We start from the raw sequence: 20,629 nt of genomic DNA, 5'->3' as shown, positions 1-20,629 counted from the left end.
ATGAGTCGCTCCCTGTACGAATGGCGCCTGGAGAGAAAGTTTCAGATTCGATTGTACATACTTACTGCCGTTGTTTTCGCGGTTATCCTTTCTTTGCTGATTCAGCTTGGCAATTTGCAACTGGTCCAGGGCGCTGAAAATCGCCGGCGGGCGCGACAGTTTGTATCGCGGCAGGAGTTCACCGTAGCCCCGCGCGGCCTTATGTTTGATCGCAATTACAAGCCAGGCGACGAACCGCTGGTGCAGAACATTCGATTCAAAGACTTTGTGGTCTATCCGGCGCGCTTTGCCAGCCGCGAGGAAGGCGAGCGATTCCTTAAAAGCTTCTGCAGCGTGATGGGTCGGGACTATGCGGAATTTGCCCGCTACCTGCAGCCGGCCGCGTGGCGTTCTCTGGTGCGCAAGAACGAATCAATTATTCTGCTGACGCGCATGACGCGTCGCGAAGAGGAGCGCCTGGCCGATCTGCATCTTGGCAATCAGGGCGAATTCCTGGTCAAACATATGCGCTACTATACCATGGGACCGGCGCTGGCGCATGTGTCGGGCTACATCGGCCTGCCCTCGGCCACTCAACTGGACCAGGGCCTGGCCCTTTCCTATCAGACCCTTGGCAAAGATGGGATCGAGGCGCGTTATGATTCCGAGCTGCGCGGCACCGACGGCGTTCGGCTGCGCCACCGCATCATTGATGCTGAAGAGCAGGTCGCCTACACCGAACAGGGCAATACGCTGATTCTGACGATTGATCGTAATGTTCAGGCCGCCGGCTATCGCGCTTTGATCAACGGCGGTTTGCGCGGCGCCGCAGTGGCCATTCGTCCGGCGACGGGCGAGATCGTAGCCTTGATTTCACAGCCCAGTTACGATCCCAATATTCTCTCCAGCGGCAATAGCGAGCAACGGGCCCGCCATCTGGAAGAAGTGCGCGATCACGAAGGATTCTTGAACCTTGTGACCCAGGCAAAATTTCCGCCTGCCTCAACATTCAAGCCGCTGGTGGCGCTGGCGGCGCTGGAGGCCTCGCCGCGCCACGATGTAACGCGCAGCACCAGCTACAGCTGCTACGGTCATTTCACCCTGCACTCCAGCATGCCCGGCATCCCTGATACAAACTTCAACTGCTGGCAGGCCGGCCATGGAACCAATGACCTGGTTGGCGCCATTGCCCAGAGCTGCAACGTCTACTTCTACAATCTGGGCTACCATATCGGCGCGCGCCCGATCATACAGTACGCACGCGCCTTTGGCTTTGATCGCAAGACGGAAATTGATCTGCCCGGCGAGGTGGAAGGACGCGTCCCCGATGCGCGCTGGAAACAATTGCACATGTCCAGTCGCTGGTATGACGGCGACACGGTGAATCTTGCCATCGGACAGGGATATCTGGAAACGACGCCGATGGAGCTGGCCTTGTTCTATTCGGCGCTGGCCAATCGCGGCAAGATGTATCGTCCGCATCTGGTGCGCGAGGTGCGCGATCCAGTGGACGACGGCGTTTTGCGTCGCTTTCAGCCGCAATTGCTGGCGGAAACTCCCGTATCGCTGGATTCGCTGGCCACCGTGCAGGAGGGCTTGCGCGCTGTAGTTTCCCGCGGCAGTGCACGCCATATGATGGCCATTCCGGTGCCGATCGCGGGCAAGACCGGCACTGCGCAGACCCGCAGCCGTACGCGCGGCCGCAACCACGCCTGGTTTGCCGGCTTTGCGCCTTACGGCGCTCCGCCCGAAGAGCAACTGGTCATCGTTGTCTTCGTTGAGTACGGCATGGGCGGCGGCGCAATGGCGGCGCCTGTAGCCGGCGAGATGTTTCGCGCCGCATTTCGCGACTACATCCCGCCGCGCGCTGGCAGCGCTGCACTGGAGCTTGGCTCGCCGCCAGCCGGCGCGGCCGCAAGCGCGCCATCTGGCGCTGGTCCGACGGCGCCGCTGCCAGCGCCGCAGGTTGAACAATAGGCAAGGCAGTCCGGCGGCATAGCAGTGGACCAACTCAGGCGAATCGACTGGATCTTCTTTGGCGCAGCTGCGGCAATTACCATTGCCGGGATCTTCACGCTCTATGCGCAGGAGTCGATCCTGGAAGAGCCGCCGGGCCGCTGGTACCGGCAGCTGATATTTTTCGGATTAGCTTTGATTGTTTGCTTTGCTATAAGGCGCGTAAACTACCAGGTTCTTGGCGGATTGGCCCTTCCGCTCTACGGCATCGGCATCTTTTTGCTGCTGTTGACGATGATCATCGGCGACGAAAGCAAGGGCGCGCGTTCGTGGATTCGATTTGGTTGGTTTGGCTTCCAATCTTCAGAAATTGCCAAGCTGGCAACTGTTCTGTTATTGGCAAAGTACCTGGAGTTGAAGGAACGAGAACTAAATAAGCTACAATCGCTGGTCATTCCCGCCGGCATAGCCCTCTTGCCGATGTTGTTAATCGTGGTGCAGCCTGACCTTGGCGGCGCCGTCTCCATTGCTCCCATTCTTTTCCTGATGCTGTTTCTGGCAGGCGCAGATATTTACCACATTGGCTCAGTCGTTGTGCTGGGGGCCGTGGCGACGCTGATCCCGCTCTATGTTGAGTATCACAAGATCACGCTGGTCAGCCCGCTGCTCGATCGCCTGTCCTCTCTGGGCGCAGAGTCGCTTTTGCCTGCGGTTCGTATCCTGAAAACGGACATCTGGCGATTCGTGAGCGACGGCGCCATCCCGGCAGGCATCGCCGAACAGGATCGAAGCTACTTAACAAATCTACTGGGCAACGGCGCACTGATGCAGTCGCTGCGCGACGCTGCGGATACTGTGCGTTTTGAATCTGGCGGCGTCTTGCTGCTTGCTCTCGAGAACACAACCTTGCTCGTCATCCTCGGGGCGATTTTCGCCGTCATTGCGCTGGCTCTCTTCGTTGTTCGAATGACGCAGGGACAGAGCATGGCGCGACTGCGCAAGGCTTACATTCCGCTGGGCGTCCTCGGCGTCGCCCTGCTGGCGGCAGCCACCTTTCAGACAACCCTTTCATTTAAGTACCACCAGATTGCGCGCATCACGGCCTTTGTGAATCCGGATCAATTTCCGCGCGATCTGGCCTACCAGATTCGCGCCTCAAAGGCGGCCATCGGCTCCGGCGAGCTAACGGGTCGCGGATTTTTTCAAGGCGATATGACCGTTGGCGCGCGGCCGCTGGTGCCTGAAGCGTTCACCGATTTTATTTTCACCGCCTGGGCGGAGCGTACTGGTTTTCTGGGCAGCGTACTGATGCTGGCCTTGCTCTTTTTGATTCCGCTGCGCGCCCTGCAGGTCAGTTTTGAATCGCGCGACCGCTTTGGCGCCTTGCTGGCCGGCGGTCTGGCAGCTATGTACTTTCATCATATGGCTTTCAATGCCGGCATTGCCCTGGGCCTTCTGCCGGTGACAGGATTGCCCCTTTCCTTTATGAGTTACGGCGGATCGCATCTGCTGGTAAGTTATGCCGGCGCCGGAATGTTGCTGAGCATTTTTCGCCGGCGCTTTGCCAATTGATTTTTGCTGCACTGCGGACAGAGTGCAGACAGGTGTCCCGCCGCTGCCGCCCTTCTCAAGCCGGGCCGCGAGTCGGATCAGTCTCGAGGCCGACGATATAGAAAGGACTGAGAGGGCCGAAGTACGCCATGGCAAGTCTGGATCTGGACCAGCTGGAACAACGCATATCCGAGGCCTGCGAGGCCGCGCGGCGCACGGCCGATGCCGCACGATCCCTGCACGACAGCAATCTGCAAACTCGTCAGCGATATGAAGAGGCGGCAGAGCACTGCCTGGCCCTGCAGCAAGCGGTCCAGGAGGCCCATCCGGTTTTACAGGAGCGAGCAAAACGAGCCATGGTCCTGCTGCAAACCCTGTTGCGCAGTCCCTCGGGCAGCGAGCAGCGGCACGAACGACTGCAATCAGAACTACAATCGCTGCGCGAGAGTCCGCTCTGGACCGAACGGATTCGCCACGCACGGCGCAGAGAGCAGAAGGGTCTGCAATTGTTACAGCCAGGCCCCGCAGCTGCGCTGGTCTTCTACGAATGCGCCGGTTTGAAGCTCTGCAGCTGGGGCCGACTTCGCTACAATGTCCGCGAGGCCGACGGCTTCGGCCGCTATGCTATTGAGCGCGGTCAAGATCTGGCTATGTTTCCTGATTTGCGATCGCTTGGAATAAGGCCCGACTCGGCGCGCCGCTACGGGATGATGGTGTTTGATGGTTCTGAGCCAGGAAGCCGGCGCGGCCTATTATATGAGAAAATCATACGAGTGCAACGGCTGGCAAGCCCGCCGCAGCCGCTGCGACCGCTAGCGGCGCCGCATGATGCAATTGCCGGCCGCTATCGCAGCGGCCGGGATGAATGGCTTTACGTCAAAAGCTAAGCGGCCTCAGCCGTTGCCGGAAATTGCGTTGAGCACGCCATCGTAATCATTGAGGTCTTTGAGAAAGCGCTCATAGCGCGATTTACCCCACGCTTTGGCCAGATGCCGGGCCAGCTTTTCTTCGCTGCTGCGAATCGCTTTGCTGACTTTTTTCCCTTTGGCGGTGACGGCCAGGCGCTTCACACGACGATCTTCCGCGTCGGCCTTGCTGACCAGCCAGCCGGCCTCCTGCATGGCGCGGATCGCCTGACTCATCGTCATTGGATCGCGACGCAAAATGCGCCCGAGTTCGCCCTGCGCCACGCCGCTATTACGATCTACGTACTGCAGAATGGAGACGGCAAGGGTTGAATGCTTATCTTTAAGAACCGCCGACTTTCTGATAATCTCCAGGGAGCCGCGATATGCGGCGCCAATGGAAAGAAGAAGACTGGATGATGCTGCCATACATTGATCGGGAAATCAACAATCCTCTGACGTCAACTCATTTAACCCTTCTTTTTCATTGCGGAACGGTTTAGAGAGGTAAATTGTTGAAATAGACGCTAACAGATCGCTACATTCCGGATGGTTCGCCGGCCGGCTCGTCATGCAGTAGAGCGCGTCTTTGCTCTGCGCTGAGCGCCTGCAAGCCTTCCATTCGCTCAAAAAACGCGCGCCAGGAACGGTTGGCAGCGTTAAATTGGCGTTCAAAATAGCTGCTGCCAGAACTATATCGCAAATAGCCAAGAAAGTAAGCATTATTCACATCTGCAATTTGCGGCGGAGCGGGCAAAAAGGCCCTGAAACCGGCGCGCAATTTCTGTGATTGCTGAACAAATTCCAGCAACACCTCTCGTTTTTTAGTCCGCTTGACTTCTTCGGCCAATTCCGTGTCGGCGTAAAGGCGCCGCAACCTCTCGGCAAAATCAAAATGAAGGGCTCGCCACTGCGCCTTCTCCGGCGCGGCGCGCTCCATCCGCCTCGCCGTATCGCCGCCGGGTCCTTCGCGTTCGGCAAAAAACTGCCTGGCGCCTTCACGCTCCACAAAGGAGGCAAAAGATTCGTTGAAATTGACATCACCCGGAAACCACAGCGTCGCGTGCGTTGATTCATGGATCAATAACGACGCCAGATAGTAGCGGGAATAGCGCAACTGCGGAGAGGTAAGCGGGTCGTCGAACCAGCCGAGGGTCGAATATCCAGCCACCTCTGACAGCTGCACATCATATCCTTCCTCACTCAACTGCCGGGCTCGCGCCTCGGCCTCCTCGCGACTGAAGTAGCCAAGATAGGGTATCCGACCCACGATTGGAAACCACCACGTAACTGGCTGCAGTTGCAGCTCCGGGGCCGCACTTACGTTCCAGGCCAGCGCTTCGCGATCGATGCGCGAGATCTGGGTGTAGGTTTGACCGGCGCGCAGCCCAAGGCGCTCAATGGCAAAGCGACGCACCTCTTGCACGAAGAGCAGGGCCTCGCGATCCGTCTGAGATAAGTCGGTCGATTGCAGAACGCGGTCAATCGGCGTCCGACGCCAGAGAATACTGGCCTGGCCGCAACCTGCCTGTCCCAGGTAGCCAGCCCAGCTGCAAGCCGAAGAAAGCAGCGCCGCCGCCGCAAGCATCATGTTGCGCGCTGCCAGCCAGCCGCTCCGGTTCCGCCAGTTTGAGTGGGACATTTTCATTGACGTTCGAGTCGCTGGAAAAATCGTATCAGATTCGCCATAGTTGGCGGCAATCAGGAAACCTGAGCATGTCTTTGAAAAACTTTCTATTCACTTCCGAATCCGTGTCCGAGGGCCATCCTGACAAGGTCTGCGACCAGATCTCCGACGCGGTGCTGGATGCCTATCTGGCCGGCGATAATAAGAGCCGGGTAGCCTGCGAGACCCTGGTGACCACCGACTTTTGCTGCGTGGCTGGCGAGATTACCTCCAAAAGCAGCGTCGATGTTGAGAAGATTGCGCGTCAGGTGATTCGCCAGATTGGTTATACGCACAATGATATTGGTTTCAATGCGGATACCGCCGAGGTCATGGTTCGCGTCCATGAACAATCCCCGGATATTTCGCAGGGCGTAACCGAGGGCGAGGGTCTCTTCAAAGAACAGGGCGCCGGCGACCAGGGTATGATGTTTGGTTTTGCCATCAACGAGACAGAAGAATTGATGCCGATGCCGATCACGCTTTCGCATCGCATCCTCCACCTTCTGGCCGATCAGCGCCATAGCGGCGCGATGAAAGACATTCTCCCGGACGCGAAAAGCCAGGTAACTGTTGAGTACCGCGATGGCAAGCCGGCGCGTATCGACACTGTAGTCGTCTCAACACAACACCGCGAAAATCTGCAGCACAAGCAGCTGGAAGAAATGATGATTGAGCAGATCATCAAGAAGGTGCTGCCGGCAGAGTTGCTGCAGAACACCCGCTACTTGATCAATCCGACTGGCAAGTTCGTGGTCGGCGGCCCGCATGGCGACTGTGGCCTCACCGGGCGCAAGATCATTGTCGATACCTACGGCGGCTGGGGTCGTCACGGCGGCGGCGCCTTCTCCGGCAAAGACCCCTCCAAGGTCGACCGCAGCGCCGCTTACATGTGCCGCTACGCCGCCAAGAACGTGGTGGCGGCAGGACTGGCCGATCGTTGCGAAGTACAAGTTTCTTACGCGATCGGGTTTCCGGAGCCCGTTTCCATTATGGTCGATTCCTTCGGCAGCGGAAAAATCGCTGACGACGAAATTGCAAAGCGCGTGCGCAGTGTGTTCGATTTTCGTCCGTCCGGAATCAATCGCACCCTGCAACTCACCGAGAAGGGACGTCGCTACCAGGACACGGCAGCCTACGGCCATTTTGGCCGCAGCGGCGAGACCTTCACCTGGGAGCGCACCGACAAAGCCGCAGCTCTCAAGGGCTGAGCGACTGGGGCCGGGGAGGACCGAACTCTGGAAAGAAAAGCGACGCGCGACGGCTACGGAGAAGCGCTGCTCCAGCTGGGCCGTGAGCGGAAGGATGTCGTCGTTCTGGACGCCGACCTCTCTGAATCCACGCGCACGCACAAGTTTGCCAGAGAATTCCCGGAACGCTTTTTCAATGTCGGCGTGGCCGAGCAGAATCTGGTTGGCGTTGCTGCCGGCCTGGCGCTCTCCGGTCTTACGCCTTTTGCCTCAAGCTTTGCCATGTTCCTATCCGGTCGCGCCTGGGAAATTGTGCGCAATTCCGTGGCTTATCCGGGCCTCAACGTAAAACTGGTCGCCTCCCACGGCGGCATCACAGTGGGCGAGGATGGCGCCAGCCATCAGTGCATCGAAGACTTTGCACTGATGCGCGCCATTCCAGGCATGACCGTAATCTGTCCGGCGGACTTCAACGAGACGATCCAGGTTGTACAGCGACTCTCTGAAATCAAAGGCCCCTGCTATGTACGCACCGGTCGCGCAGCAGTGCCGCTGATTGAGCATGCCGGCGAATACAAATTTCGCGAAGGCAAGGGCGAAGTGCTGCGCGAGGGCAAGCAGGCGACAATTGTCGCCTGTGGCGTTATGGTCCACGAGGCGCTGCAGGCGGCCGCGGAACTGGCGGCCGGCGGCATCGAGGCTGCAGTGATCAACATGGCCTCGATCAAGCCCCTGGATTCCGAGCTCTTGATTCGCTATGCAAAGCTGACTGGCCTGATCATCACTGCCGAGGAGCACAATATCCTGGGCGGCCTGGGCGGCGCCGTTGCCGAACTGCTTTCCGAGCAAGCGCCGGTTCGCGTCATTCGCATTGGCATGCGCGATACCTTCGGTCAGAGCGGGTCGGCGGACGCGCTGATGGACCACTACGGCCTGCGCGCCGCTAACATCGCCGCCGCCGTTCGTGAAGCGCTTGCTTGATTTTTTCCTTGAACTGCACAGGAAAGGGCGCCGTTCTTCTGCAATGTCCGGCCATTCTCTGCGCCTGTTCTGGCTTGCTTCCCTGTTGCTGCTGATTTGCGTAGCAGCCGGCTTGAATGCCCGGCAATGGTTTGTGGCCAGCCCTGCCGCGCGACTGAATCCGGAGGCGCCAGCCAACGCCGGAAGCCGCCTGCCCCTTGGCGCACAGCTGGAGCAGATTGGCGAAAGCGGCCTTTTCTTGCGCGTTCGCTATGAAGGACGGAGCGGCTATGTTTCGCGCCTCTTCCTGTCCGAGTACCCGCCCAGCCGCGTGCGCCTTGAACTGCAGGGCAGCGAAGATTCGCGGCGCTCGCCGCGTCGACGGGCATCGGATGTTGTCGAGACAGTGGCGGCGCGCGGGCTGCAACGCAGCGCAGTCGGATTGCGCCTGCGCGGAGCGCCGGCGGAGTATGATTTCTCGGCCGTGCAATGGATCGAAGAGCAACAGTACGATTCGGCGGCGCTGGCTCGCTTTCTTGGCGCACGTCTGCCGCAGGAGCAGTGATCGGATGACCCGTCGTGCAAGAGTTTGGCGAATCTGCCTGACGGCGCTGGTCGTTGGCCTCGCCCTCAGTCAGGCGGTATGCAGCAGCGCATCGCTTCGCGATCGGGAACGTGAGCGAGAATTTCAGCGCGAACGCACTGTCGGTCGCGCGGCAACAGCGAGACTGGCGCGCGACTTTGGAATCATTCGCGACCCTCAATCGATTCGCTACCTGAACCTGCTGGCCGCCGCCCTGGCTCAGGTTTCAGCGCGACCGGAATTGCAGTACCATGTGGCCATTCTCGATGTCGAGGATACCAACGCCTTTGCTCTGCCTGGCGGCTACCTCTGCATCACACGCGGCGCAATTGAAGCAATGGAGTCGGAGGCGGAGCTGGCTGGAGTGCTGGCGCATGAGATGGCGCATGTGGTTTTGAAGCATGCCGGCAATTTTCAAAGCGAGGGCAGCTGGATGGAACTTGTATCCGGTCTGCTGGGCGGCGCTGGCTTTTTGAGCGCGGCTGTCGCCAATTCGGCGGAGGCGCTGCATCGCACGCTGTTGGAAAATGGACGCCAGAAAGATCTGGAGCTGGATGCAGACCGCGCCGGCGCTCTCTATGCCGCCACTCTCGGTTATGACCCGCAGGCCGCCGGCCGTTATCTACAACGCGTTTCCGCGCAGAGCAGCGCGGCCGGCTTGAACCGCACGCATCCGCGACTTGCTGATCGTCTGGCCGCGATCGCCATCTTCGTGGAAGAAAACAAGCTGCACGGCGCCGCAACGCGAAGCCCCGAATTCATGGAATTGAAACGAAGATTGGAGAGACGATGAAAGCTATCAGATGGCTGACGATTGCGCTGCTGCCGCTTGCTCTGGTTGAATTGAGCGCTGATCCGCTGCACAATGTGGAGAATCTCTTCGGCGAACGAGCGCCGGGCATGGGCGGCGCGTTTGTAGCCATAAGCGATGATCCCTCCGGCGCTCTCTACAATCCGGCCGGCCTCGCCTTTATCTACAACGACTACCTTTCCATTTCAGCGAGCAACTATCGCTCGTCCAAGAAGAGCTACCTCAACGCCCTTGGACCCGGGCAGAACTATCATCGCAACTACGAAAACTACTTTCCCAATTTCTTTGGCGCCGTGCGCGATTTCGGCGAAGTACAACTGGCCTTCGTGCTGGCCAATCCGCGCGGCGAAGCCTACGATCAGTCCGATCGAATTCAATCGCCGTTGGTCCTGCTCAGCCTGGGTCAGATCAACCTGGAATACAGCGAAACCAACACAGCACTGCAATTGGGGCCGGCCATGTCATGGCGCATCAATGATCGACTGGCGATTGGCATCAGCGCTCTCTTACACGATGAGCGTTCGCGGATCGCTGAATCGGTAACTGCCGAGGGCCGGAACGGCGGGATTTTTACGCGCGGTCGACTGTTGCGCAGCAGCGTCCGCGGCGCCCTGCCGATCCTGGGCGTGCAATGGATGCCGGCCGATTCTTTTTCTTTCGGGCTCAGCGTCCGCAAACTTTTCATTACCAGCGCTGAGCGCTCGCAATCCGGACAATCGATTACTGCGGTTCAGGGACAGGGCTACAGCGCCACCTTTCTGGAAAGCGACGAAGACGATATTTCCTGGGCCTACGGCGGCAGCACAATCCTGGCCGCCCCCAATCTGGTAGCGACCATTCCCAATCCGCCGGAGATCCGCGGCGGCGTGGCTTGGTTTCCCAACAGCCGCGTCTTGTGCAGCATGGATGTAATTTATACCGACGGCTTCAGCCTGCAACGGGATCGGACTGCCGCCGCCAGCGTCAGCGGCGCCAACGCGCTGGTACTGCGCGATCGCGAAGAGACCGATCAGTATCGCGACAACACCGCCAATATTGCAGCGGGCGCTGAGTTTTTCTTGAACGACCAGTTTTCGGTTCGATTTGGCTACTTCACAAACAAAGCGAATAGTAAAGATATCAAATTCAACGAAGTCGTGTTATCCGAGGTTTTGCGAAGCATCTACTCCTCGGGAATAGTGGTGCTGGGACCGGGACTGCTCTACCAGCCCGTGCTGCTCGAGGACCCTGCGGAACGATCGGAGCATATTGACCTGCAGGCCTATACCCTGGGCTTTGGCCTGGCCGACGCCAACTCCTCGATCAGCGTCAATGCCGTCTACGAGTTCGGGTCAGGCGGCGCCCGTGCGACAATTGGACCTGGCAGCGGGCGCGCCGAGCAGAAGAACCTGTCCATCTATCTGGTTGCCAGTCTTCGCCGTTGATTGCCGTGAGAACATAGGCATAGTCCTGGCGTGCTAACGAACCGATGACAGAGGAAAGCGAATTCATCCCGCGTGCGCCGGCGCTATTTGTCGGTCACGGCTCGCCCATCAACGCCATCGCTGATAACGAGATAACCCGCTGCTGGAGCGCCCTGGGCGAAGAGCTGCGCTCCAGCGGCCGCATTCAAGCGGTCCTGTGCATCAGCGCTCACTGGATGATGCCGGCCTCGGTGCTCTGCAATGTGGCGCAGCCGGAGACGATCTATGATTTCTATGGATTTCCTGAGGAACTCTACGCCCTGAAGTATCCGGCCCCCGGCGAGCCGCAGCTGGCGCGTCGCGTCGCCCAGCATCTGGCCAATCAGAACTTTGCTGCCGGACTGAGCGATTCATGGGGATTGGACCATGGCGCCTGGTCCGTGTTGCGCTGGCTTTTTCCCGACGCCTCGCTGCCGGTCTTCCAATTGGCCCTCGATCGAAACTTGAGCCATGATCGTTGCCTGGAGCTTGGCGCCCTATTGCGTCCTTTTCGCGATCTTGGCGTATTGATACTGGGCAGCGGCAATGTGGTGCACAATTTGCGCGCCGCAGACTTCAGCGATACGCAGGGACCGCTTGCATGGAACCTGAGCTTTGACGCCTACATCAGCGAACGAGCGGCGGCCGGCGATATCGCCGCATTGGCCGGCGCGACAAGCAGTCGAGCGGAAGGACGACTGGCTCATCCCAGCGACGAACATTTTCGGCCGTTGCTCTATGTTGCCGGCGCCAGCGATAGCAGCGATCGACTGAGCTTTCCGGTGCAGGGTTTTCAGAACGCATCCATATCAATGCGCTCACTGTTGTATACATCAGATTGAACAAAGCGCCGACGCCTGCCTCTGGCTGGCCTCGAAAAATTCCATTCTGAACAAAAAAGGTCGCGACGCACGCATCCCTCAAGCGTGGTCAGTTTGATCTATGGCGTTCCGCATCCCTGCTGTGCTACTTGCGCTAACTGTGCTGATTGCCGCTGCCTCGCTTGCAGCGCAAGGCGCTCCGGCGCCTGATTTGCCGGCTCGTAATCAGGCGGCCGAACACGGCGCTGCGTCAGGCTGTAGCTCGCTTTGCCAGCACGGCAATTGCCAGACAGGTTCCGGTCGCGTCCTCTACGCCGACTGCAGCGTCTACGAAGGTCAGTTTCAAAATGGGCGACGCCATGGATCGGGGACCTATCGCTATGCCAATGGCGATACCTACAGCGGCGGCTTCGTCGACGGCCAGCGCCATGGCCAGGGCGAATACCGCTTTGCCAACGGCGCCAGTTTTCGCGGTCAATTTGCCGATGGCGCGCCCCGCGGCGCAGGCATTTATCGCTTCGAGGACGGTCGCAGTTTTGAGGGTCAATTTCGCGGCATGTGGCAGGCGCAAGGCGCGCTTGGCGGCCGGCCGGGGCGCCCCTGCCTGCTCGATCGGCAGGGGCTGCATTGCAGCGATGGTCTCCAGGCGGCGCTGCTTGTCCTCTATGCCGGTCAGGATGCTACAGTAGAGCGCGGGGGCCAGAGCCTGGCCGGGCGATCCGGGATGGCGCTACTGCCTGGCGATCGGATTCTGGCAGGCGAACGGCCGGCGGACATTCAGGCGATCGGCGGACTTTCCATTCGCTTGCGACCCTACAGCGTGCTGTTGATTCCCGCCGATCTCCATCGCGCTCGAGTGCTGGTGCTGGAACGTGGCAGCGTACTGGTCGACTACAAACGCGAGGAGGGTGCGCCGCCGTTGCAGATTCGCAGCGCCGGGGCGCGTTTTCAAGTTCATGGTACGACCTTTGTTGTCGAACTGGATGAGGGCGGTCGTCTGGCAACCTTGCGCGTTTTCGAGGGCGAGGTGGGCGTTTCGCCGGATTTGCCCGGAGTGGACCGGATTGCTCCCGAAGAATTGCAGGCCAGTTCCGAATTGCGTCGCATCGTGGCTGCCATCGAACATCAGAGCGTAACCATTGGCGCCGGCCAACAAGGCGCGCTTGATCCAGCCATGCTTGAGCGCGCGCAGCAGCTCGACCGCGTCATCATCGAAGCGCAGGGCAGCGCGGCGGCTGCACAGGCGGCATTGCAGAACCGGGAGAGCCAGTCGGCGCTGCAATTGCTGGAGCGCAGCGCCGCGCCAGAAAGCGCGCCTGCAACCTTCAGCGCCCAGGAGCAGGCCGAGCGCGCGCTGATCGTTCGCCTGCCTGACACGGAACTGCAATCGGCGATCGAAGATCCAGGACAGACTCAGGGGCGTCCGTCCAGCAGCGTGCGCGAGGCCGTTGGCTCAAGCTACAACAGGCGGCTCGACGCAGCCGCTTCCGATCTACAGCAAAATCTGCAGCGTGAAACAGGTCAGCTGACGCATGATCAGTTGCGCTCTCGCTATCAGATTCTTGAAATTGTAACCTTTCGTAGCGGATCGCAAAAGGCCGGTTCGGTAGTAGCCCAGGCTGGCGAAATTTTGATCATGCATGCGACCGATGGCGTCTTCCGTATTGAGGTGAATCAAATCGATCACATCGACTACTATTCGGAAGACGATCCCTTGCCGGCGCAGCGTCCGCAACCGGCGCCTCAGCCGGCGCCGTAGTCGATCCTAGACCTGCGCTTGCTCGCTGGCCTTGTCGCCATTGCCTGGCGGCGCTTGCTCCGGTTGCGCCGGGCTCTGCGGGGCCGCCGGGGCCGGGCGAATGCTGCGAACAATGCGCATCAACGTCTGCCGGAATTGTGGCATGGCGCCTTCGCGGGCGACTCCCAACGCCAGTACGGTTCGTCCGTCCGCGGCTCTGAGCATTACTAAAGAAAACTCAACTTCCTCGCCGTCGCCGGTCTGCCCTTCGCCATCTACCGAGAAGGCCGATTGGCCGTGGATCAGCGTTCGATGCGGGGCGGTCTTCCAGCTGGCCTGCGCGATCATATGATCGATTACGCTCTGGTAGTCGCTGAGCGGATCAACGCCGCTATCGCCCAGAGGCGTAATCAGCAGGAAGACCTTCTCCTCCGGATCGGCAATGGAGCTGCGGCCGCTTTCCTCGCGCACCGTCCAGCCTTCCGGGATCCATACGCTGACGCCTGCGCCCTCCAGCCGGGTTTCTCCAGCAAGGAGCGGACCTGCAGCGAAAATGCACAGCAGAGAAAAAAGGCAATGGAAGCCCTTCAAACTACGCAGCAAATACATTGCCACTCCTGGGGCCGGAAAGCCGGTCAAATTTTTCTTGCGACCAGCAACCGCGCTCAACCTCATCCAATTTGGTACACTCCCCCGCCATGGCGATAAAAAAAACGGCCTTCTGGATCGCTGCGGCGTGGCTGCTATTGATTTTCCACCGCCTCTTATTCCTGGTAATCTACTACCAGCCAAATCCCTGGCAGCAGATCGTCGAACAATGGCTCTTCGGTCTGCGCTTTGATCTGGCTACAATTCCGGTCATTGCGCCAATCCTGTTGATCCTGCCGCTCTACCATCTGGCGCGCGCCGAACCGCGACTGGCGCCACTGTTGCGTCTGCTCGAATTCGGGCAATGGATTCTGCTTGGCTTTGTCCATCTGATCCTGATTGGCAGCGCCTTCAATTTTTCGGTGAACGACAAGCACCTTGGCTGGGAATTTTACGCCTACTTCACTGATCTGCCCACGCTACTGGCCAGCGTCGAAGAAAGCAATCCCTGGCTCTTCTCAACTTTTCTTTTGCAAATTCCCTTGTGGCTGGCGCTCGGCGTCTGGCTGGTCCTGCGGCGCGGCGGCTGGCTGCCGGCGCATCGCGCGGCGCAGCCCGTCGGAACAATGCGACCGGCGGCTGCCTTCGCCCTGCACCTGGCGGCGACGCTGCCGCTGCTCCTGGTTGCCTTGCGCGGCGGATGGCAGGAAAGCCCTTTGCGCCCGCCGGATGCCATGCGCAAAGAAAATGTCTACCTGAACAATCTGCCGCTCAACGGCGCCTTCACTGTTTCGCGCGATTCCCGCGACCGTGAAGAGGAATTTCGCAATTTCGACGAACAGCAAAACATCGAACGCGTGCAATCATTGATCGATCGTCCTCAGGCCTTTGTCAGCGCCCGCTTTCCGGCGCTGCGTTACATGCCAGCCAATGCCGCTGCGCAAAATCGACCAAACTTCGTATTCCTGATTCTGGAAAGCTACACGGCGCGCTACTTGCAGGAGCATGGCGGCGATCCGCGCACTGCGCCAAATCTACAAAAGCTGATTGAGGGCGGCCGATACTACCGTCGTTTTTTTTCTACCGGCGGACGCAGCGCCAACGGCATTTATGCTATCTTTGGCGGATTCCCTGATCGCAGCAGCAGAACGATTTTACGTTCAACGGAAATCCAGGATCGTCTGGGCGGGATGGGCGGCCTGCTTGGCAAGCTGGGCTACAGCAGCCTTTTCATTTACGGCGGCGATCTGACTTTTGATAATCTGGATCGCTTTGTGCCGCGCGCCGGATTCCAGCGAACGATTAGCGATCGTGAGTTGCATGCTGCCGGGCTGAATGCCGAAGGAACGGCGTGGGGCTTCGATGACCGCGATACGCTGCAAACCCTGCTGCAGAACATGGATCGCACGCCACAGCCATTTCTGGCGGCGCTTTTTACCCTGAATACGCACCATCCCTACTTGCAACCTGGGCCGGGCGAAGCGATCTACGACGAGTCCACGCCGCAGCACCTTTATTTGAACAGCTATCACTACAGCGATCGTTTGATCGGCCAGTTCTTCGAAGAGGCGCGCAAGCGACCTTATTTTCGCAATACAATCTTTATCCTGGTCGCCGATCATGCGCATCATACGGACCTAAGTTATCTGGATGACCGTCATATCCCGCTGCTGATCTATGCGCCAGGACGGATCGCGCCGGCGCGCATCGAGGAGGTCGCTTCACAAATTGATCTTTTGCCCTCGGTCCTGCATCTGGCGGGCGGCGGCGTCTATTACTCCAGTATGGGTCGCGACCTGTTTGCGCCGCCGACGCAGCAAAGCTATGCATTCTACAGCGGCGCCAATGTCATCGGTTGGATCGAAGGCGACTATCTTTTGATTCGCTGGCCCTCCGTGAAGAAGCAGACGCTACTCACCGCTCGCTACCCGGCCTCGGACCGCGATTTCAGCGCACAGCAGCCGGAAATATTGGCGCGCTATCTGGAAAATGCGCAGCGCTACTACCAGTTTGCCCGCACACTGCAGCAAACCAATCGCCTCTGGCCCGATGCAGCGACCCTGCAGGAGCTGGAAGCTCAGCGCCGCTGAGCCAGCGCGTAATCCAGGAACTCATTCGGCGGCAGCGGCTTACTGAAATAGTCGCCCTGCAGGATATTGATCCCGATCTCTTCCAATCGCCGAATGGTATTCAGCGACTCGACGCCTTCAGCGACGACATCCATATTCAACGCACGACCCATATTGGAGATTGCCTGCACTACTTGAAGCCCCTCATAGGTTTCGATCCGACGCACAAAGGACATATCGATCTTCAGTTCGTTGACGGGCATTTCATGCAGCTGCGCCAGAGTGGAATAGCCGGTGCCGAAATCATCGATGGAGAGCGCGAAGCCCTCGTGATGCAAAGCGCGTAAACGTTCGATGGCAAAGTCCACCTCCAGCATAGCGACGCTTTCGGTAACTTCCAGTGTAATCCGCTCGGCGTCGATGCCGAAGCGATCGGCTGCTCGTTTGATGCGATCGATGAAAAACGGATCGCTCAATTGACGGCGCGATACGTTGACCGACATCTGCAACAGCACGCCCTGTCGTTGCAGCTTCTGCAGCATTTCCAGACCGCGCTCCAGGATCTGCTCGCCCAGATCGGCAATCAGACCCATATTTTCGGCAACCGGGATAAACATCGCCGGACTCACGCGCGGCTTGCCCGAGGGGTCGAGCCAGCGAGCCAGCGCCTCAAATCCAACCAGCTCGTGCGATCGCGCCCGCACCTTGGCTTAAAAAAATGCGGTGATCTCGCGATTGGCAATGGCCGTTGCCAGACGGTTGCGCATCGCCAGTTGCTCTCGCTGCAGCCCCTTCTGTGGCGCTGATCTGGCCAGCTGGTAGTTTGATCCGCCCTGCGCCTTGGCGTGGCTCAGCGCCCGATCGGCCTGGCCCATCAAAATCTCGGCGGTCAAGCCGTCGTCTGGATACACTGCAAAGCCAATGCTGCAGGAGATGCGAATCTGCTCGCCTTCGACGTCCAGGGATTGTTGGCAGGCATCAACCAATCTTGCCCCAATCGCCTTTAACGTATCCAGGTCTGAGAGTTCCGAAAGAATAACAACGAACTTATCGCCGCTCCAGCGATAAAGGTTCTCGCCGCCGCCTGGCGCGGCGCGAATCTGATCGCAGACGTGCAGCAGCGCCTTATCGCCAATGCGATGACCGAAGGAGCTGTTGATTTCGTCCAGCTTGTCGAGGTCAATGATGCCAAGAGCCAATCTCTGGCCGCCATGTTCGGCGCGAATCAGACCGCGCGTCAGATTCTCTTCCATTCGAATTCGATTGGGCAATCCGGTGAGATTATCATAGTAGGCGTAAAAGGAGATCTGTCGATCATTCAGGTGGTCCAGGGTAACATCGCGCAATACCCCGCGCAAACCGACCACCTTCCCCTCGCGCTGGAGGGGCACGAACTTCCCCTCCAACCACATGTTACTGCCGTTTGACAGCGGCGCCGGCGCCTGAATTGTCGCCTGCTGCCGCTCGCCCTTCAGCGCTCGCTGCAGATTCTGCGACAGGTAGTACTGGTAATCGGGGTGAATGCTCTCTTCCAGAGGACGGCCAACAGGTCCTTCCTCGCTCTGATTCTTGAACAGGCGCCGCCAGGAATCGCTCACGCGAACAATCCGACATTGGGCATCGAGTTCAACGACCGCTTCTTCCAGCAGCGCCAGCGTTTCCAGATAGGACTTGCGCTCCTGCTCGGCGCGCAACCGTTCGCTGACGTCGCGGATGATCGCCATGATCCGGCCATCGCTCAAGCGATTGGCGCTAACTTCAATCGGCCGTTCGCTGCCGTCGGCGCGACGCAAGCTGCGCAGCAGCGAGACGCTGTGATCGCGACTGAGACGTTTGTGATCAAAGGCCAGCAGGCGCGCCTCATCCTCTTGCAAGAAATCGCGGAAGAAACGGCCGCGCAATTCCGCGGCGCTGGCGCCAACCATCTCGCAGATGCGTTCATTCACAAATTGAATGCGGCCGCCAACATCTGTTACTACGATTCCATCCGCCGCATGCTCCATCAACTGACGGAAATCGTGCTCGGTGGCTTCCAGCCGACGCTGTGTGCGTTCGCGCTGCAGCTCGGCAGCGGCGCGACCGGCAAACAAACGGGCGATGGACAGCGTCGCGTCCGGGTCCTGGAAGGCGCGACGCGAGGCGACGGCCAGCGCGCCCAGCGGCTGGCGGCGATGGTCAAAGAGCGCCAGCGCTGCACAACTGCGCAGGCCTAGCGACGCAAGCGCTGCGGCGCCCTCGGCGCCGCCTACTTTCCGCGCTGCATGGTCCGAAACCAGGCGCAATTCTTCCTGAAAGATCCCGGAAAAGACTGCATCGGATGCAAGCTTCACCTGGGCGTCGTCGGCATCGGCCGGCAGCTGGCGGGCGACCGGACGAAGTGCAAGCGACTCGCCCTCTTCCACGACCGCCAGGCAAGCAAACTCTGCATTGAGCGCTGCCGCCAGTCCGCGCACCAGGCGGCGTTGAAGCGATGCTTCGCTGGCATCATCGGGGTCTGCAATCAGTTCGCTGAGCGATGCCAGAATCCGCTCTTGCTCGCCGGGTCCATGCAGCGCCCGCCAGCGCCTTTGCATCCAATGTTTGAGCATCGCAAACGTCAAAATTGGCGTCCAATCGGCAGAGTTAGAAATCCGGCTTTTGTTTGGAGAGGAAGGCGCTCATTCCCAGACGCGGATGTTCGCCCTTGAAGAGCTCCGCAAAAAACTCAATCTCTGTCTCCAGTCCGCGCGCCAGACTTTGGTCGAGTCCTTCAGCAATGACGCGCCGCGCGGATGCTTGCGCTACGAAGGACTTTCCGCTGAGCATCGTTTGTACAAACTTTTCTGTTTCCTCGAGCAGTTGCGCCGCCGGATAGATGCGGTTCAAGAGCCCAATCTCCGCCGCACGCGGGGCAAGAATCATCTCGCCGCTGAGAATGATTTCCATGGCGAGCCCCGCGCCCACCAGGCGCGCCAGGCGTTGCGTGCCGCCGAAGCCCGGTATCAAACCCAGCGTTACCTCCGGCAGTCCCACGCGCGCGCTATCTGCGCCAAAGCGCATATCGCAGGCCAGAGCCAACTCCATGCCGCCGCCCAGCGCAAAGCCGTTGACGGCGGCCACGGAGATCAGCCTTGAGTGGGCAATGGCGTTCATGCAGGCGTGACCCAGTTGCGCAAATTGATGAGCATCGCCGGAACTCATCTCCTGCATGGCAGCGATGTCCGCGCCGGCAACAAAGGCTTTGGCGCCTGCGCCGGTAACAATGATGGCGCGCTGATCCGGCTGTCCGGCGACGGCCTGCACGGCATGCTTCAATTCGCTGAGTACTGTGGCATTGAGTGCATTGAGCGCCTGCGGCCGATCGATAGTCAGGATACTGTAGCGCTCTTTCTTCTCAATTTGAACGGTCGACATCGCTTTCTCCCGGCGACCGCGAGGCCGCCATTCTGGCCGCGTCATGACCGCAGGGCGCCGCTTCTGCTGCCACTGAATTCCGGGCCGCCGGCGGTTCGGCGCACGCTCTACTTTTTCATAATTTTCCTGGAGCAAAAGCCGATAGAATGTTCAGGGGGAATTCCGCTATGACGCCCAGCTTTGCCAGTCTTCGCGAGCAGCTCCGCGAGCTTCATTCCGCCGGATTCCTCTGTGCGCTAAAAACAGGCACTGAAGTCGAGGATATGTCCTTCGATGAAATCAGGCTGCTGCGCGCCATCAGCGACCAAATCATCCCGCTCTACGTCAAGGTTGGCGGGCCAGAGGCGCGCAACGATATACGTGAAATGGCGCGCATTGGCGTGGATGCCATCATAGCGCCGATGATTGAATCACACTACGCTCTTGCAAAATTCATTGAAACTTTGCACGATGTGCTGGGCGCCTCCGGCTATGAGCGCATGCAGAAGGGCGTAAATCTGGAGACCATCGTCGGCTTTCGCAATTTGAATGAAATACTGAAATCGGCCGAAGCCCGCGAGCTGGACCAGTTGACGGCGGCGCGCTCCGATCTTTCCGGTTCGATGGGCCTTTCTGCCGACGATGACCGCGTCCTCGAACTCTGCTCGATCATTGTGGCCCACGCGCGTGAAAATGACCTGCGCACTTCCGTCGGCGGCGGAATCCACACGCCGGCCGTAGAGCGCATCATTGAGCGCGTCCGACCGGAAACGGTCAATACCCGCCACATGGTCATGCCTTGCCGTGCGCTGCTGGGCCGCGTCAATGAAGGCGTTGAGCGCAATCTCGAATTCGAAGTCAAATTGTATCAATACCTTGCCAGTATGCCCTCGCCCAGGCAAAAACGCCACGGCGAGCGGGCCCGCGTGATCGCAAGCCGTATGCAGCAAGGGCAGACTGCGCCGGCGGCCGGACTGCCGATTTCGGGTTGACCTCAA

General features: G+C 59.4%; 18 protein-coding genes. 12 read left to right on the top strand and 6 right to left on the bottom strand.

Annotation, left to right across the window (positions count from 1 at the left end; translation table 11 throughout):
• The 3 genes from mrdA (at window position 1) to K1X75_16600 (ending at window position 4,373) form a co-directional block, all read left to right on the top strand.
• Entirely contained in the window at window positions 1-1,956 is a 1,956-nt protein-coding gene (mrdA, locus tag K1X75_16610; GenBank protein ID MBX7059688.1) for a penicillin-binding protein 2, read from the top strand.
• A 24-nt stretch (window positions 1,957-1,980) separates the two neighbouring features.
• Window positions 1,981-3,507, top strand: coding sequence for a rod shape-determining protein RodA (gene rodA, locus K1X75_16605; protein MBX7059687.1), 1,527 nt, complete (start codon window positions 1,981-1,983; stop codon window positions 3,505-3,507).
• Between the two features lie 128 nt (window positions 3,508-3,635).
• On the top strand, window positions 3,636-4,373 hold the full coding sequence (locus tag K1X75_16600; protein MBX7059686.1) for a hypothetical protein: 738 nt from the start codon (window positions 3,636-3,638) through the stop codon (window positions 4,371-4,373).
• A gap of 6 nt (window positions 4,374-4,379) precedes the next feature.
• Here K1X75_16600 and K1X75_16595 read toward each other — a convergent pair whose 3' ends face one another.
• Window positions 4,380-4,820, bottom strand: a complete 441-nt coding sequence (locus K1X75_16595; GenBank protein ID MBX7059685.1) for a MarR family winged helix-turn-helix transcriptional regulator — start codon at window positions 4,818-4,820, stop codon at window positions 4,380-4,382.
• A gap of 109 nt (window positions 4,821-4,929) precedes the next feature.
• The gene (locus K1X75_16590) at window positions 4,930-6,033 is read right to left on the bottom strand and encodes an aminopeptidase (GenBank protein MBX7059684.1); all 1,104 of its coding nucleotides are present in this window, start codon (window positions 6,031-6,033) and stop codon (window positions 4,930-4,932) included.
• A 74-nt stretch (window positions 6,034-6,107) separates the two neighbouring features.
• On the opposite strand from K1X75_16590, the gene metK reads away from it, so the two are divergent.
• The 7 genes from metK to K1X75_16555 all read left to right on the top strand — a co-directional run bounded on the left by metK (window position 6,108) and on the right by K1X75_16555 (window position 13,623).
• Window positions 6,108-7,268 carry a methionine adenosyltransferase gene (gene metK / locus K1X75_16585; GenBank protein ID MBX7059683.1) on the top strand — a complete coding sequence of 387 codons (1,161 nt, stop codon included), beginning with the start codon at window positions 6,108-6,110 and terminating at the stop codon, window positions 7,266-7,268.
• Window positions 7,269-7,295: 27 nt separating this feature from the next.
• A complete protein-coding gene (locus K1X75_16580) occupies window positions 7,296-8,228 on the top strand; it encodes a transketolase family protein (GenBank protein ID MBX7059682.1) in 933 nt (310 codons plus the stop codon).
• Window positions 8,229-8,271: 43 nt separating this feature from the next.
• Window positions 8,272-8,772, top strand: a complete 501-nt coding sequence (locus K1X75_16575; protein MBX7059681.1) for a hypothetical protein — start codon at window positions 8,272-8,274, stop codon at window positions 8,770-8,772.
• A gap of 4 nt (window positions 8,773-8,776) precedes the next feature.
• Window positions 8,777-9,583, top strand: coding sequence for a M48 family metallopeptidase (locus K1X75_16570; protein ID MBX7059680.1), 807 nt, complete (start codon window positions 8,777-8,779; stop codon window positions 9,581-9,583).
• Entirely contained in the window at window positions 9,580-11,025 is a 1,446-nt protein-coding gene (locus K1X75_16565) for an outer membrane protein transport protein (GenBank protein ID MBX7059679.1), read from the top strand. Before K1X75_16570 ends, K1X75_16565 begins: the two co-directional genes overlap by 4 nt.
• Window positions 11,026-11,069: 44 nt before the next feature.
• Window positions 11,070-11,885, top strand: a complete 816-nt coding sequence (gene ygiD, locus K1X75_16560) for a 4,5-DOPA dioxygenase extradiol (GenBank protein MBX7059678.1) — start codon at window positions 11,070-11,072, stop codon at window positions 11,883-11,885.
• 100 nt (window positions 11,886-11,985) lie between these two features.
• Window positions 11,986-13,623 carry a FecR domain-containing protein gene (locus K1X75_16555; GenBank protein MBX7059677.1) on the top strand — a complete coding sequence of 546 codons (1,638 nt, stop codon included), beginning with the start codon at window positions 11,986-11,988 and terminating at the stop codon, window positions 13,621-13,623.
• A gap of 6 nt (window positions 13,624-13,629) precedes the next feature.
• On the opposite strand, the gene K1X75_16550 is transcribed toward K1X75_16555, so the two are convergent.
• Window positions 13,630-14,277 (bottom strand): hypothetical protein, encoded by a 648-nt coding sequence (locus tag K1X75_16550; GenBank protein MBX7059676.1) that lies wholly within the window; start codon window positions 14,275-14,277, stop codon window positions 13,630-13,632.
• A gap of 23 nt (window positions 14,278-14,300) precedes the next feature.
• On the opposite strand from K1X75_16550, the gene K1X75_16545 reads away from it, so the two are divergent.
• A complete protein-coding gene (locus tag K1X75_16545; GenBank protein MBX7059675.1) occupies window positions 14,301-16,280 on the top strand; it encodes a sulfatase-like hydrolase/transferase in 1,980 nt (659 codons plus the stop codon).
• Here K1X75_16545 and K1X75_16540 read toward each other — a convergent pair.
• From K1X75_16540 to K1X75_16530, 3 genes are read right to left on the bottom strand one after another with little or no spacing between them, the layout of a single operon-like run.
• Window positions 16,268-16,963, bottom strand: a complete 696-nt coding sequence (locus K1X75_16540) for an EAL domain-containing protein (GenBank protein ID MBX7059674.1) — start codon at window positions 16,961-16,963, stop codon at window positions 16,268-16,270. The two genes, K1X75_16545 and K1X75_16540, sit on opposite strands and share 13 nt — an antisense overlap.
• 6 nt (window positions 16,964-16,969) lie before the next feature.
• Window positions 16,970-18,832 carry a diguanylate cyclase gene (locus K1X75_16535; GenBank protein MBX7059673.1) on the bottom strand — a complete coding sequence of 621 codons (1,863 nt, stop codon included), beginning with the start codon at window positions 18,830-18,832 and terminating at the stop codon, window positions 16,970-16,972.
• Between the two features lie 49 nt (window positions 18,833-18,881).
• The gene (locus K1X75_16530) at window positions 18,882-19,652 is read right to left on the bottom strand and encodes an enoyl-CoA hydratase/isomerase family protein (protein MBX7059672.1); all 771 of its coding nucleotides are present in this window, start codon (window positions 19,650-19,652) and stop codon (window positions 18,882-18,884) included.
• A gap of 167 nt (window positions 19,653-19,819) precedes the next feature.
• On the opposite strand from K1X75_16530, the gene K1X75_16525 reads away from it, so the two are divergent.
• Window positions 19,820-20,623 carry an aldolase gene (locus K1X75_16525; GenBank protein ID MBX7059671.1) on the top strand — a complete coding sequence of 268 codons (804 nt, stop codon included), beginning with the start codon at window positions 19,820-19,822 and terminating at the stop codon, window positions 20,621-20,623.
• Window positions 20,624-20,629 lie beyond the last annotated feature (6 nt).

It is taken from the genome of Leptospirales bacterium (genome assembly GCA_019694655.1).
GTDB lineage: Bacteria > Spirochaetota > Leptospiria > Leptospirales > Leptonemataceae > SSF53.
The sequence above is the reverse complement of the archived record's forward strand: the minus strand, read 5'-3'. Positions and strand labels throughout refer to the sequence as shown.